Origin of the sequence: Proteiniphilum sp. UBA5384 (assembly GCF_002410825.1) — a bacterium.
Lineage (GTDB): Bacteria > Bacteroidota > Bacteroidia > Bacteroidales > Dysgonomonadaceae > Proteiniphilum.
Genome location: NZ_DHOS01000006.1, coordinates 82,028 through 98,260, shown reverse-complemented (window position 1 = coordinate 98,260; position 16,233 = coordinate 82,028). Strand labels below are relative to the sequence as shown.

General features: G+C 41.2%; 11 protein-coding genes and 2 riboswitches (1 of these 13 running past the window's edge). All 11 genes read right to left on the bottom strand.

Annotated features, from left to right (window positions below):
• Window position 1: 1 nt before the first annotated feature.
• Window positions 2-2,083, bottom strand: a complete 2,082-nt coding sequence (locus B4G81_RS02840) for a TonB-dependent receptor plug domain-containing protein (protein ID WP_294079838.1) — start codon at window positions 2,081-2,083, stop codon at window positions 2-4.
• A 136-nt stretch (window positions 2,084-2,219) separates the two neighbouring features.
• Window positions 2,220-2,431: riboswitch (cobalamin riboswitch) on the bottom strand.
• A gap of 229 nt (window positions 2,432-2,660) precedes the next feature.
• Window positions 2,661-2,822: a cysteine-rich CWC family protein gene (locus B4G81_RS15270; RefSeq protein ID WP_414703155.1), complete on the bottom strand. Its 162-nt coding sequence runs from the start codon at window positions 2,820-2,822 to the stop codon at window positions 2,661-2,663.
• Between the two features lie 286 nt (window positions 2,823-3,108).
• Complete coding sequence (locus tag B4G81_RS02835) at window positions 3,109-3,495, bottom strand: hypothetical protein (protein ID WP_294079835.1); 387 nt, start codon at window positions 3,493-3,495, stop codon at window positions 3,109-3,111.
• A gap of 203 nt (window positions 3,496-3,698) precedes the next feature.
• Complete coding sequence (locus B4G81_RS02830; protein ID WP_294079833.1) at window positions 3,699-4,274, bottom strand: DUF6580 family putative transport protein; 576 nt, start codon at window positions 4,272-4,274, stop codon at window positions 3,699-3,701.
• Between the two features lie 16 nt (window positions 4,275-4,290).
• On the bottom strand, window positions 4,291-6,105 hold the full coding sequence (locus B4G81_RS02825; RefSeq protein WP_294079830.1) for an Ig-like domain-containing protein: 1,815 nt from the start codon (window positions 6,103-6,105) through the stop codon (window positions 4,291-4,293).
• Window positions 6,106-6,127: 22 nt separating this feature from the next.
• Window positions 6,128-7,831 (bottom strand): DUF5074 domain-containing protein, encoded by a 1,704-nt coding sequence (locus tag B4G81_RS02820; protein WP_294079829.1) that lies wholly within the window; start codon window positions 7,829-7,831, stop codon window positions 6,128-6,130.
• A gap of 57 nt (window positions 7,832-7,888) precedes the next feature.
• Window positions 7,889-9,043 carry a YncE family protein gene (locus tag B4G81_RS02815; RefSeq protein ID WP_294079870.1) on the bottom strand — a complete coding sequence of 385 codons (1,155 nt, stop codon included), beginning with the start codon at window positions 9,041-9,043 and terminating at the stop codon, window positions 7,889-7,891.
• Between the two features lie 32 nt (window positions 9,044-9,075).
• Window positions 9,076-11,163, bottom strand: coding sequence for a TonB-dependent receptor (locus tag B4G81_RS02810; protein WP_294079827.1), 2,088 nt, complete (start codon window positions 11,161-11,163; stop codon window positions 9,076-9,078).
• A gap of 135 nt (window positions 11,164-11,298) precedes the next feature.
• Window positions 11,299-12,399, bottom strand: coding sequence for a hypothetical protein (locus B4G81_RS02805; RefSeq protein WP_294079825.1), 1,101 nt, complete (start codon window positions 12,397-12,399; stop codon window positions 11,299-11,301).
• A gap of 11 nt (window positions 12,400-12,410) precedes the next feature.
• Window positions 12,411-14,222 carry a receptor gene (locus tag B4G81_RS02800; RefSeq protein ID WP_294079823.1) on the bottom strand — a complete coding sequence of 604 codons (1,812 nt, stop codon included), beginning with the start codon at window positions 14,220-14,222 and terminating at the stop codon, window positions 12,411-12,413.
• A 41-nt stretch (window positions 14,223-14,263) separates the two neighbouring features.
• A complete protein-coding gene (locus tag B4G81_RS02795) occupies window positions 14,264-15,970 on the bottom strand; it encodes a PKD-like domain-containing protein (protein WP_294079821.1) in 1,707 nt (568 codons plus the stop codon).
• A gap of 144 nt (window positions 15,971-16,114) precedes the next feature.
• Window positions 16,115-16,233, bottom strand: a riboswitch (cobalamin riboswitch) (it continues 241 nt past the right edge of the window).

Here is a 16,233-nt window from a genome sequence, read left to right as displayed (position 1 = left end):
ATTAAAAATTAGCCCTGAAAATAAACTTGAAGTTTGTGCCCGGCATAGGGTAGCGACTGACCACCTCATAGCGTTGATTGAAAAGATTATTCACCTCCATGGTAACTTTGTAACGATTGTCTCTCCAGTTGAATTGCCGACTCAATGCAATATCATTGGTGTACCATGCCAACACCTTGTTTATGGGTATGTTGGCACTGCTACTATAGCGTTCACCTGAATAGATAAAACTATAATTTAATTCCCATTGCAGATATTCTCCACTTAAGATAGCCGAACCGCTATGCTTTGGGATATAGGGTATCTGATTCTTATAGGTCAGCGGCTCTTCCGGATCGGAATAATCGAGTGCTTCCTGATAGGTATAAGAGAACCGCCCTGTTACCGTACAGTCGTGGTAAGGGGTGATGGTAAGTGCCGAAGTGACATCGATCCCTTTAATTTTCACTAAGCCAAGGTTCATCATCGACCATCGCTGCAGGCTTACCGTCGGCACTGCCACTATTTTGTCGATTACCTCATTGTAATAGACATCCACCTGTCCTTCCACATTCTTCAACAAGGAACCATTGAAATTCTTGCTGTACGTCGCCCCTATATCATATTGGGTTGTATATTCAGGCCGTAAAGCCGATTTTCCGCTTCCGATAATGGCGTAATAGACCTCATTGAAGGTGGGCAACCGGAATATCTTTTTATAGAAAGAGCGCAAATGGAAATCCTGTGCAATAAATGGTTTATAGGAGACAATCAGAGAGGGTGTATATTTATCCCAGTTCTTTGTAACCTTCTCTTTTCCTGTGCGCAGGCCGGTGAAAGGATCGATAATGTTTTCGGTGAAAGTCTCGTCGAAGATAGAGGAGAGCAGGCTTCCTTGTATCTTGATGTGATCGAAGTACAACGATGTCGCCGCTGCTATCCACAAAGAATGCCTGTCGGGATATGAAAAATCTTCCAGGTTGGCATCCAGTTTATTCCATTGATAATCCACCGACAAGTTGACATTCCAGAATGGCAGGATGTTGAATAGATTGGCAGAGGAGATATAGGCTTCCTGCAGGTGGTATTTATTGTCCACTTTGATGACTACCTGCTCATCCTTTTCCGGATCAGACAAATAGTGCATATAGTCATAGGCATATTTAGCCAATAGCTGGGTTGAATATCTTCTACTTGGCCGCTTCTTGAGTGATGTCTGGAAAAAAAAATTCCTGTCCCATAGGCGGTCTTCGTTAGAATAGCGTCCCGGTGTCTCCCGGACAATCGCCCCGGGAACTCCCCGTTCGGAATGATAGTAATAGAGTTTTGTTTTCCAATCTCCCCCTTTTATTTTTCCAAACAGGGACTGTTCCAGCCGAAGATATTCTATATCCCCGTTTTTCCTCACTTCAGTGGTATCGAATCCGCCTCTGTCATCTTCCTTGTTCACAACCTTATAACGGAACTTGTATTTACCGGAGGAGTTTGTGTAATCTACATTGAGGGACGAACTTATGGCAGGTGATAATTGCTGTTCCCAAAGGATAGAAGGATTGACCAGATCGAAAGAGCCTGTCTTGTACACCAGGTTTATATTGTGTTTTTTATCCTTCTTGAATGACGGCTCTTTGGCTTGCATATACAAGGCACTGGCCGAAGCATAATCCTTCGCCGCCTGGAAAATGGCACTTTTCTGCCCGTTATAGAGGGACAGCATCTCCATATTTTCAAGGGAAAACCGTCCTAAATCCACGATCCCATTCTGCGCATTCCCTATTTCAATTCCATCATAGAAAACACCGACATGCTCGCTTCCCATACTGCGGACATTGATTGTCTTCAATCCACCCACACCTCCGTAATCTTTGAGTTGCACACCCGAAAAATAACGTAAGGCGTCGGCCACAGAATGCGCATTCAGCTTTTCTAATTCCTTTCCGGTAAGGGTTTGGACAGGAATAATATCTTTAGGTATAAATTTCTCTGTCACAACCACCTCCTGCAGCAGTTGTACACTGTCGAGTTTATTCTGGCCATTGACAGATTGAATAACGAACAAAAGAAAAAGGTTCAAGCAAAGACTTGAAACACGGACGTAGTGCATCTTCTCCGACAATTGATAATGATCAAATAGCTAAGCCGGAAATAAATTAATAAGGATTGCGCAAATAAAACCTATCACCCTAAAAAGTAGAGATTGACTTCACACCAGTGTCCTTCAGCTTTATTTCCCGAAAGCTTAAAACTTAGTGGTCTTGGCAGGTCTTCTGACTTACTCCCGTGTCCGGACGCCTTCCCATCCCTTTTATCGGAACAGTGGCATTGAGGTGTTTATCCAGCACGTAAGCGGAGCTTACAGCAGCGGGTCTGTTCAGGATTTGCACCTGATTCCCTTTTCATCGTTCACTTCGAAGCCGTTGAAGTGAATGACACCAAAATTCAATACAAAGATAGTGTTTTTATTTTGTATTTAGTTTGATAAATTTTAAAAAGGATGGTATATATTTTCCCTTTTTTACATCTTCGATTGCAAACAGAATGCAGGCACGTAAAGGGTTTTTTCATATACAAAAATAGGGCAGAATAGGTGAAGGATAAAATAAGTTATTTTAGCACTTATATGGAGTGAATAATCTTGTTTTGCCTTAATATTTTACACTCATAAATGCTGTTTTCTCGGGTCATAAAATAGATTTGGGTGATTTTGTTTCAGTTCTCTCTTGATGAAACTCCTCAATCATTTCTTTCAGGCATTTGGCACAGATACATTCGCTGTAGATGGAATCGATCTGGAATGCCAGGTTCGGTGGAATATAGATATCGGCACATTCGCACGAGAAAATATCATCGGGCTTACGCCTTTCTGTTTCCCGTATCAGGACACGGATTTAAAATCCGCACCGGCGGGGTGGATGATTCGAGAATGAGTCGGTTTAGGCATGAGGTTTGCAGTTTATTCCGGTGGCGGGAGATGGTAATTTTTTCTTATAGTTTTCAGCTGATACTATTGTTAACCGGCAGACCTTTAATTGCCAGATTTGGAAAAATTTTATTTGTCGGAACAGCCAATGAAGAAACTTATGGTCAACAAGATAATTGTGATCATGAATAATTTTTTTTGTTTCATAATTAATAAATTCTTTTTAAGTTCAACGTCTTTTTATTATTTTCATCATAAGGATTTTGGCTTATGACAAGCTCTTTTTGAGTTAGCTTGTATATCCACCAATTACCATTTAATAAATCTGTTTGAATGCATGAGAAATTAAGTATTTTGTCTTCCTTTTTGTAGCTAAAGCTATCTTCTTTTTTAGAATCTTCACCAAAGATAAAATAGCCGTTCTTAATACCGGTGAAGACAAGGATGATATCGTGGGTTTTGCCGGCATTCTGATAAGAACCTTTCCAATGTGTTTGCGCCAGACTTTCAATCGCCATGTCGCTATTATTGTCGCTGCAACTAATCCACAATGAAATCAAGGATAGTGATAAAAAAATAAAAAGATGCTTTTTCATAATTTATTTCGTTTAAAGAAATGTACATAAAAGTTCAGACATATACACAGATCCATAAAAATTGACAATCAAATTTATAGAAGAAAAATATAAAATTCTCAAATGTAATACAAGCATAGAATCGGAGAACAGCCAAAGGTTTCCTTTAGCATATTTTCCGGTCTATTCTATCCCGCTACAGGATAAAAGAGATATTTACTGTCTCAGGCGTTCACATTCACCTTTTTCAGTACCGGGAAGCGGCGCGCGCTCAGTTCGAATGCGCCGAAAAGGAGGGCCGTATAAAACAGGTCGCCCATCACCGTATTTTTGAAGAAAGGTATTCCCGCCGTATAGCAAGCCATCAATCCGCCGAAATCTTTCGGGTATAGGGTGCCGGAGAACCAGACACCGAAGTTCGATACCAGAAAGAAGATAACCGACGCTCCCAGAGCGGAGAATAGCAGGTTCGGCACCTTTATTTTCCGCAGGGTAAACATCCCCATCAGCACGATCAGGACAAATGCACCGTAAGTGAACCATGCACCGCTATAAAACCATACAAATCCATCGAAATAGGCACCGTATACCACATTATTCAGTATCAGATCGCTGATCCACATCGAAACGACGGGAACCACGAATGCCCATACACGCCGATTGTAATATGCCGCGCCAAAAAGTGCCATCCCGCCTATGGGGGCGAAATTGGCAGGGTGGGGGATCAGCCGGCTCAATGCGGCCAGTAGGATTAACAGCGTTATCACGCTGAAACGAAGGATTATTTTGTTTTTTGCCATTATTTTTGTTTTTAGATTATTTTTTAACCCAAGATGCAGTGTCATCTTTAGTATAGCATTTTCTGGATATTGTAGAACCTGTCGTATGATCTACGATAAGTTGATTGCAATCCTCTTTAAAGTCACTCCAGACCAATATACTTTTCAGGTCGGGATTGCCCTCTAAATCTAAACGGCTTAAGCTTAAATGAGACAAATCAATAGTGCCGCTCAACTTATTGTTTGTTGCCTGTACTTCCCAGATATGGGTTATGTTTGAAATATTGAGTGTGGATACTTTATTATTGTTCAACAATACTCCTCCCAGATTTGTACAACTCGAAATATCCAGACTTGTCAACTCATTATTATTAATCTCTAACCATGCCAAGTTTACTTGTTTACTGACATCAATAGACGATATTTTGTTATTATTCAGTTTCAAATATAAATAAGGCTTCTTGTCATTACCGCCCGGGGTATCAAAAACTTTATTACCGAGATTGAACTCGGTGATGTTATTATTATTTCCAAGCAAATAACTCATTCTGGTATTGCTTATATCTAATTTATCAATTTGATTGTTGGCGCAGTCCAAATGTTCCAAAGAACTACTTTTCGACAAATCCAGGCTTGATAATTTATTCCAATCACAAACCAATTTTTCCAGCTTATCATTATAAGTAACATCCAGATCTTCTATGTAGTTATGGGAACAATTCAGGGATGTTAATTTCAAATTCTTGGATAAATCTATATTCTTAATACTATTTCCCGGGAAGCTAAGAGATTGCAATTCAGACAACATTGATACATCCATTTTACTTAGACCCACTCTGTCCTCCACTAAATTTCCATCCATATCATATGTCCTGATCATGGCTTCACAACCTATATGCTCGAGTTTCAGATTATTTGAAAAATCTATCTTGGTGATAGGTTGGGTGTTTGGCGATGTATATGATGTAAGTCCGAAATCTATCCATTTTAATTCGGTATTCTTACTGAGGTCCAATTCTGACACATTGGTGTAATTTAGATCTAGTTTCTCTAATTTGGTGTTGTGGGTTACATCTAATTCTGTTATTCCGGAATTATTACCCCTACCCTCATGATTCAATGATATATCCAGCATCTTCAGATTGGGGTTGTTTGTCACATCAATAGCAGAAAGCCGGTTTGCACTGCAATTCAGTTCCTGTAAAAGTTCCAAATCTGACACATCCAATGTTTCGATTATATTGCTGTGCAGATAAACGTAAGTTAGTTTCTTATTTGCAGATAAATCAACCGAAGTTAGTTGGTTCCCGGGAGCTGATAGCAACACCAGATTTTCCAGATTTTCCAACCCTTTCAGACTTTTTATATTGCTAAAACCAACAAGCAGTTCCCTTATCATCAACGCTTCTTTAAATTGAAGCTTTCCATCATTGTTGGAGTCGTACTTTAACATCAAAATAGACAGGAGAGGATCCTCAAATTCCACGATTCTGTTATAATCCACTCCTTCTTCTTTCTCCTCATCCGTCACAGTGACAAGACACTCGGATCTCACATTGGAGTTTCTAACCAATTCGACCGAGACAACAGCTTCTCCAACCTTCAAAGCGGATAACCTACCTGTCTGGTCTACTGCCACTACCGATTCATCTGACGATTTCCATACCAGTTTAGCCTCCTCTGCACTGTTTTCAGGTAATACTTGCACACTCAAAGTACTTCCTTCTTCCACTTTGATTTCTAATGAAGAAGATATCTTTATCTCCTTTATCAAAGTACCATTATCGCTATCCGAGCAGCCGGCCAAAAACACCAGGCACAGCATCCATACAATTGTCTGTAATTTTCTCATTTTAATATATCAAGTTCATATTTTACTTAAACATCCATGTAGGAACAACGTTTCCTTCACCCTGCTTCAACCTGGAATAACTGGTTGTTAGCAAATCTCCAGTTTTTACATCATAAGCGATGATAGCCTCGTTTTGATATGAATACTGACCGCTAAGCGGCACAAATAAGATGCCCTTCGAATCTATGCCCATATATCCATTCATGGCGGTAGCCCTCGCGTTGTTTTTCACATCAGCGAACAGTTCCACCTCTTGGGAGGTATAATTGTACTTATATATTTCAGAACTGGAAGACCATGCATTAGGACCCGCTACAGAGAAAAGTATATCGTCACTTACCGGAGAAACGGCAACCCGGGCATTGGTCATCCCCCCACTGTTGAAAGTGATGTTTTTACTATTGTATGCCAGTTCTGTTCTTGTATCCACGGCAAATGTCTCTTTATTAATCGCTGCAATGGTTGCAGGAGACCCGGATGCTTTCGGATTCACGAGAGCGTAAATTGTGTTGTCGCGTCCCTTGACAATATCTACCACCTGACCGGCTTCAAAATCGATTGTTTTTTCAACTTTGTCTGTAGCATTGTTAATTACTTGTACTTTAGGGCCACATGCAACCAGAGTGCGTTCACCGATGGTAAGCATCCGTGCCCATGCAGGACCTTCGCTGCCTATTTTTCCGGAAGTACCTTCTATTTCAGCCTCAGCCATCATCTTCTCTTTCATATCGAGTACCTTGACACTGGAAATATTGCCACCGGCTATCTTATTACTGCCGATATATGCTTTATTTTCATTTATAATTGCAAGATTATAAATTGTGCCAAGATCGGCAGATGAAAATCCGGTGGCTGTGATCGCATCTATTTTTTTCATTGTTTGCGCGTCTGCTACCACAATTTGCGCTCTCTTATCAGAATAGGAAATTGATGGTATTAGTATGTAGACCTTGTTGTTGTATATTACAAAATCATTGATGCCGCTGTCCCCCAATTTTTCTCCTTCATTTACAGTTTCATAGATATTATCTTTTTCCTGCACCCCATCTTCACTTATAAAACAAAGTCCGGTGTAGGAGGTCCCAAAAATATATACTCCATTCTTATATGGCCCGACGAGTTCCACATCTTTGCTAACCGAAACATTATCTTTATTTTCAATAGTTACGGTCAGTTTTCCAGAAATTCCCAAATCATATTCTAATGCAGGCTCATTTGCATCCTGAATAGTATCACCATTGATCAACCAGTAGTAGATGGCATCAGACGCTTTATCGGCTTTCACCTCAAAAGAGTGTTTGGAGGTAGCTGTAATTTCTATTTCTCCGGAGATCTCCTTATCCTCAGAAAACAGACCGGTAATTACAGGTATTGGATGAATGACCTCTATTACTCCCACTTCTTTTGGAGTAGCTATCCCATCTTTGTTTGTCAGGACAACGTTCAATTGATACTCTCCTGTTTTGTCGGGTGTAAATACGAACTTTTCGGCCGTACTTACTTCTTTTTCATCAAGTAGCCAACTGTACGTAACATCCATTTGTTCTTTCAAATTCAGTGAGAAAGACAAGGTTTCTCCAAGCTCTATCCGGAGAGGAGTATCTTCAGAAGAGCCGTCAATAACCACATCCGTAATCTCAGGTGCGGGAATAAACGTTTTTTCATTATCAGAGCAGGCATAGAATACCAACACTGATGCCAATACAAGAAGAAATTTTTTCATCATGTCTTTTAATTTTACGGTGTGTACAATCTTTTATTATTATATAACTTAAAATAAATATCACTCATATACCGGCAATAGTGCGAAGTGGCCGGGAATATTACCGGTAACTACGCTCCACTTTCTTTTACCTTTCTTGTCATAACAATGGAGTGCACCGGGAGTAACATAATTCCCGGCATCGGTAATATATACATCTTTTGTTTCAGGGTCCACCATGATACCATAGGGCTTTTCAATCTCTTTATCTGTTCCGTCGGTAATGATTTTTCGGACGCTGACCTTTCGCGTACGGGTATCCACCATAGAGTAGGAATTTGTCCATTCACGGGTAACAGAACTGAACTCCGACCCATAGACATATAATATATCATCGTCTATCCAATAATTGGAAGCAGCGATCGGAATAGTGTCGGTCACTTTTTGCAGTTTCCTGTCTAGAAAGAAAAGACGTGACGGAAGGTTTTTGTAATCCCCTCTTGAACTCACCCATAAATCTCCACGGCTGTCGGCTTTAATGCGCTCCAGGTTATAGGCTACATCAATGCGTTTCTCCTCTTTAAATGAAGCAATATCGATTACAGAGACCGTACGTTCATACCCCTCCGTATTATCGGCTCCCATATATCCACCTGAATTGGCCACATAGATTTTTCCATCCACAATTTCGAGTTCATCGGGTTGAAAACCCACCAGGCAGCGGTTCACCATTTTCAACGTAGCTGTATCTATTTTCGCCACATAGCCTATTTGCGTATAATCGGGGTCGATCACAACCGGTCCGGCATAAGAGGTGACATAGGCATAACCTCCATGAAACTTAATAAAGCGGCAGTTTGGAATATCGATCTGTCCGATGCGTTTCACCGTTTCGATATCCATCACCTCTATTTTATTCGAAACGTTGATAACGGCATAGAGTCTACTCCCATAAATACCCAGATCATTTCCAACATCGCCCAATTCCTTGGGCACATGTGGATTCCTTTCAGCATAAATATTCTTTGTGTAGGTTCCAGTCGCAAAATTATAATAGTCGAGGGTGGCTTTGTTACTACCCATATTCCCTTCGTTAAGCAGGTAAAACCCTTTGTAATCTTTTATAGTCCCCGGGGGGCTCACTTCAATCTCTTCAGAGAGATGCGCCTCTACATCCCCCCTGCATCCTGAAAATAGAATGAGAAGCAGCACAAGAGTAGCGGCAAGGCTTCTCATTCCAAAGAAAATTACAGCTTCCAACTTCTTCCTCATAATTCCAGCGTTAACGCGAGTTTATAATTCCGTTTTGGCATCGGGTAGTTAAGCACCACCTCGTAGTCCTGATTGAAAATATTGTTGATTTCGGCACTCACTCGAAAATCCATCGACTTATACCTTAGTTTCTTCACTACAGTCATGTCGTTGGTATACCAAGGCTGCTCATATTCCTCAGAAATATTGGCAGAAGAGTGGTAACGTTCTCCCACATAAATGAAACTATAGTTGAGTTGCCAGCTTTTATAATCTATATTGAAAATGACAGAACCGCTATGCCAGGGGATATAAGGTATTTGCCCCCCAAAAGTCGTTTCTTCCAATATAGGACTTTCTCGTAATGTGAAATCTTGCGCTTTTTGATAAGTATAGTTCAACTTTATATCCAGGAACAGGTCTTTTACCGGCTCCGAAAGCAATGATGCCGTCATGTCGATCCCTCTTATCTCCACATATCCCAAATTGATCATCATCCAGCGGTATTGTCCACTACCTTTGGGCACCGCTATTATCTTGTCGGTCACTTCATTGTAATAAGCATCAGCTTGGAGGTGCCATCGTTTTACAAAACCGTTTGAGAACTCCTTGTCGTATTGGAATCCCAGATTGTATTGGTGTGTATATTCAGGCTTGAGATGGGTATTGCCAATATCGGTATAATAGAGGTCGTTGAATGTAGGCATCCTGAAAATGTGCTTATAAAAAGCACGAAGATTGAATTGGTGATTTTTGAACGGTTTGTATGACAGGAAAAGAGCCGGTGTGAATTCTTTTTTATCGGGAGCAGCCTTCACTGAATTATCGGCGGTGGTGTTGCCCGAATTGATTCGTTCCCGCACAAAAGTAGCCAGGATACTTCCCTGCATCTTCACTTTACCTAGGTCGGCGGCACTTGCCAGGGCAACCAGTGACGTGAGCCGTTTGGGAAAGACAAAACCGTCCAAATCGGATGTCAAGGTATTGTACTGGAAGTCGACGGATAACACAGCATCCCATTTGTTAGTGATACTATACCTGTTGGCAGCGGAGACATAAGCCTCTTTCTGGTCGAATGTATTGTCAATCAACATCAGCGTGGTATCGGGGTTGAGGTAACGCATATGGTCGTAGGCATACTTGGCGTTGACTAATAGATCATATTTAGGCGCCAGTGTTTTTTGGAAGACACCTTGGGTGAAGAAGCTGCGGTCCCATTGCCGTTGTGAGTTCTTCCACTTGTTGTTCACGATGGCGCCCGGGATTCCTCTTTCCGAATCATAGAAGTAACTCTTCACCCTCCATGATCCTTGTGGAATCGAGCCGAATAAACCGGCTTCCAGACGGGAGGAATAGATATCGCCATTATATCGGGTGGCAGTGGTGTCGTACATCACTTCATGCGTATGAGGATGAACCCGCTTATAACGGTATTTGTATTTTCCCGATGAATTGATAAACTCACCATTGATGGATGCGCTCAGATTGTCATTGATTTTATATTCATAGAGGAGGGAAGGATTGATCAAGTCGAAAGCCCCTCCTTTCACGGTCGCTTTCAGGTTATGATTTTTGCCTTCTTTAAAGCGTGGAGTACGGGAGCGCAGGTATACGGTCGCAGATGAACCGAAGTCTTTTCCCGGCTGAAAGATATTGCTCTTCTGACCGTTGTAAAGCGATACTTCTTCAATATTCTCCAGCGAGAATTTCCCCAAGTCGATCTGGCCGTTCTGCGCGTTGCCCAACTGGATACCATCGTAGAACACCCCTACGTGGTGGGTACCCATACTCCTTACGTTTACCGTTTTAAGACCGCCAATCCCCCCATAATCCTTAAGTTGTACTCCTGAGAAATAACGGATGGCGTCGGCCACCGAGAAAGCACTCAGATTTTTTAATTGTTCTCCCGACAGTTTTTGGACAGGAATTACCTCTCTCATCAGGGGACTTCCATACACAATGAACTCATCGAGTTCAAGACTCATAGCCGTTGAATCTTTATCCAGCGTCGTTGAGTCTTTAAGCCACTGTTGTGCATGAATATTCCCGGCATTAAGAAGGAATATACCTATTGCAAATGTATATATAAAACGAATATTAGACATGTCACTTCTGTTTTAGAAGGCTTTGAAGAGAAAATATCAAACAATAGGAGAAGGGTTTGAATAACCCCCGAAAACCTATATAATAAATTTTTGGGGGTCAATTCTTTTTACCAATAAGTTATGATATACAACGTACTATTTTACAAATATAACTGAATTGACGTTTGCAACGCCGTTCTGTATAGTTTCTACCGGTCCGGTTCCATTGGATTCATAAATATATAAATCTTCTCCCATTTGCCCAAAACATACGTTTCCATTATAGGGATTAATGGAAACTGTGTAACCTAACATAAATTCGGGAACATCGTCAACATTAAAATCAGTAACCCCACCTGTGAGTGCTGCTTTCTGTAAATATGTATCATAATCCATTGAAGTCCAATCTACTCCTACCGTATATACAGCACTGTCTCCGATTGCGAAACTTCCTACGTGTTCGGTAACTTGTGAATAACTGGAACCTGTCAGCGTATATAAAGCAGAGTTCTCCATAAAATAATCTCCGAGAGCATTGAAGTAAATGGTTCCGTTGGATGCTTGATCAATTAGTTTTGGATTCAATGCAACTGTAATCTGGGTTTCAGCACTTAGGTTGAGAGGAAGAACAGAAATTGTATTTCCATCTCCGGCATATGTATCACCAAGATTTCCGGAATTACACACATACACTTGGTTGTTCGCAACACAGATACCTTCTGAAAAGGTTGCGGCCAGCGAAATAGTATCTTGCACAGCATAAGTGAGTGTATCGATAGACATCACCGCTCCGGAGTAAAGACTGATATAAATCTTATCACCGGAAGCAGCTAAATTGCGTGGCATAATCTTATGCCCGCTTTTCGGATCATTATATTGAAGCATAGAGGTGGTTAAAGGAGTGCCATTACTGGCATCGAAAACCCATATTCCTCCATCGTCGGAAATAAGGTCATGCCCGCTCACAGCACAATATAACTTTGAGCCGTATCTGATCAAGTCATTACCGGTATCTCCTACAGGAAAGGCTGATACCTCATCCCAATCATTGTCATAAGTTATTAAATACCCCGGCAGAGATGGGGGAGTTACTCGCCAGGTTCCTTCACATAGTACATAAGCATACGTCCAGTCATTCGAATAAGCAGAACGTGGATATCCATTGGACGACTGAACGGTTTCCAGAACATCGTCCGTACAACTGACTAACGCAACAATAATTGTGCAAGCAACACTGAAAAGGATTTTTGTTTTCATAATTGCAAATTTTAATTATTACTAAAATCACCGGTTGGTGAATCTTTCATCTGTTGCAAAGTGGGATTAAAACCGCAGTTTCTTACTGTCCATAAATTCACATGATCAATGAGTGATTTGAATGGACTGAAGTCATATAATTGTCTAAAACCTCTGATGTCTATATCCTTTACAGAACTTAACTTTGGGAAGCAATCTATTTGGGTAATATTCTGCTGAGAATTTAATTTACCGGATATATTTAAAGCTCCACCTACTGTTGTCAGTTCAGGCAAAACAATATACGAAAGATCCGGCTGATCTGTATAAACCGTAAGATCTAGATTTCCTGTTACTGTGGTTAACTTAGGAGCTTTTAATGAAATTGAGATACTGCTGCTGCCTAAATGGCTTTTCAAGTTACCTACCGATTCAAGATCAGGCAGTACCAACTCATCAAGAACTCCAAACCTGGTAGCACTAATAGTTAAGCTTCCAGTGATTTTTTTTATTCCGTCCAATGAAATAAATGACCGTTCTGTTTTGATGGAATAATTGTCTAATGTATTAATTCCATTTAGAATAGGTAACGGAGCCTGATCAATATTGGCAAATTCGATGTTACCAAAAGTCTCATTCCCCGTCAAAGTGAATTGCGTTGTACCGATGGGAGTAATAATCAATTCTTCTATACCCTTGCTTGATGCATCCAGTTCTAAAACGTTTGTGGAGGTGAGCCTGATGGATGCGATACTTTCCATATCCTTTATAACAGTATCGATATCATCGAAAGACGGACAACTTCCAAAAGACAGTAGATCCATGTTTCTTAGCATTGGAATCCTGAGAGTTTCTAATTTTTCAGCATTTTCAATTCTGATAGCGGGACAATTAACGAGTGCAGGAAGGTTAACCGCTTTCAAATTAGAAAATTCTGTAGAAAATTTATATAGTCTGTATTCATTTCCTACATATTCTAATGAAGGAAATTCCATTTGATCCAATAGATTGCCGTCAAATACTATACTTCCTCCTACTTTTTTGAGAGAATTCATATTAAAGGATATTGCACCTCTTGCACGAATTTCCGAGCTCCCAAGAATTGTTTCCAAAAGAGGTATTGAAATTGTTTCAACGTTATCTCCATTGAATATTTGCAAATCTTTGCGAATAAATGTAAGTGAGGGAAAAGAAACATCATTGAGATTTTCTGCGATATCCCTATTAGTTATAGTGATTAAAATACTACCTGCTTTTTTGATTTTGTCCAACCCCTTAAGATTTTCACCCTTATAATAACTTCCAATACGAAGCTCGTCTACAATTTCGGTTAGTTTAGACAAGCCATTCAAGTTAGTAATCGGATCATCTTCGTTTGCCTGAAACCCAATGTGGAGGCTCCCCTCAATGATATTCACTCCGCGCTGGGCGAAAGCATCAACATCAGCTTGTGAGTTGAGGACGATATTAGCCGTTTCACTGATGGCAACATATTGTACAGTGTATTTATAAGTGCGGGGCGTTTGGTTATATGAAGTCACCACAAACTGTTGTTCTTCATTCCATTGGGTGATACCGGCAGGATCGGGAGAGATGCCGGCTTGTTCACTTAGATGATAGGCAACAGTAGACCCAGTCAATTCAGTACCCTCGGGAACGGTTATCACGATCTCATTATCGGCAATAGAAGCCTGCCACGTGTTTTCTCCTTTAGAAAGAGAGAATGAAAGTACATTGTTATCCATCCCCACAAAAGGGTTATTGTCGTCGTCACCACATGCGGTGATTAAGCTTGCGCTACAAAGAACCATCAAGAGGGTTCTCCATAAGTTTTTTACTGTCATATATTCTATTCGTTATAAATATTATGTGAATTATTATTCTTTTATTGAAGAGTAGCAGGAGCCTTCTCCATCTGGTTATCTACGAATCCAAATACTTCCGTAGATACTTCCCCGAGCACTCCGGCCTGGGATTGGACACCAGTTTGCACCTTGATGAAATCGACGTATCGCAGATCGACCTTCTGTCCGTTGGGGTACATGGCATTCTCTATCTTAAATCCGTTTCCGGCGACGTCAGCATTGGGATTCTCTCCGCCATCAAAGTCAGTACCCCAGTTATCGGCATATCCCCATGGGTAGGCATCATTGATCCATATACCTTGATGACGTGTGTTTGCTTTCAAGCGGGTACCGCGCAAGGTATATTCGTTCTCCTTCATCCATGCGGGGAATGAAGGTCCCAAATCTATGGTGCCGTAATTGAGACGGTTGTCCATCCATTGCACTGGCATATTAGCCCTTGAAGGTCGGTAGTAAGTCACTTCATAGTTCTGGTATGTTTCCGCTTTTCCGGTCTCACTACCACGCAATTCGTACCATGTATCATCGGGTTTTCCGTTACCGTTCTCGTCTTGCATCACATAAACGATGCCCGGTTCCGAACTACCGTTGAAGGCGTTGCCCAATATATAAAAGTCATAACCATCATCTTTATTATAAATACTGTGATCAAGACCTACTACAATATAGCCACCCCATGCCCCCAACGATATATAATTCCGGTCTTCATTGATCCGCTTCTCTGCAAAACGATTGGCTTCTGCTTGGGTAGAACCGCTAATTTGACCGACAAATTGTCCGGGTGCAGGCATCAGGTCGAAGACGGTAATACGTGTATCCGAGCTGCCGGAAGTCGGTGCGCGGTAATATCTAGCTTCATCCGACTCCAGACAAATGACTGTCTGGGTAGCGCTTTTCTCCACTTCACCGTCTGTTCCCGTTACCTTTACCTGGTAATTTCCGGGTTGGGAGGGTGTAAAAGTAAAGGTGGGCTGCGTTTCTCCTTGTTGTATCACTCCATCCAGTTGCCATACATAAGTGGCATTGGATGTGGTGTCGGTAATGATGGGGGCCACGCAGGCGGCACGACCTTGGGGTACGGTCATGCTTTCACTGGTGAAGACGATATTTATTTCGGGCTTATCCGACACCAGTATGGAGGTGGTTGCTTTTCCGCTGCCATCTTCATTGGTAACGACAAGCTGAATATTGAATTGTCCCTTTTCCGTAGCTTCAAAAGTGTATGCCGCTTCACTTCCCACCGTCTTACCATTCAATGTCCATTGGTATTCGGCACCTTCGGTGAAATTTATCGATGGTTCGATGGTCACATCTTTTCCTATATATGTAGTGTAAAGAGGTATCAACGACACGGAAGGAACCATTTTGTCCACTACATCTATGCGTAACTCTTCCTCGGCAGATCCGTTTTTAGAATCCACCCGAAACTTTAAGTAGACTTCTCCGGTCACTTTAGGCGAATAGGTATATGAAAGATCGCTACCGACGATTTTCCCGTTATCATCTTTCCATGTATAAACTGGATCGGTTGCACCGGTCACAACGGGAGTGATGGTGATACTTTTCAATACCTTTACGGTGTAAATCCCTGTTCCGTTATCAAAAGTGATGACAGGCGGATGTGTTTCTAACTTCTCATCGTCCTGATTATTTGAACAGGATGTAACAAATAGAAGTATACTACAGAGGAATAAACTGATAACTGTTTTCCAAAATCCATTGATCATAATCATTATATAAATTAGGTTTTCTAAATTGATTATAATGGATTTTACATCGGAGCCTTCTGGGAAGTGTATAGATAGATGTTTGCTATACACTCGAAAAATATAGAAGAAGTCTTGATTTACTTCCCGAACGCCGCAGGAGTAAAATCCAAACAAATTTCGGCAGGTCTTCTGACTTACTCCCGTGTCCGGACGCCTTCCCATTCCTTTTATCGGAACAGTGGCATGAGGTATTTGTCCGGCACGTAAGCGGAGCTTACAGC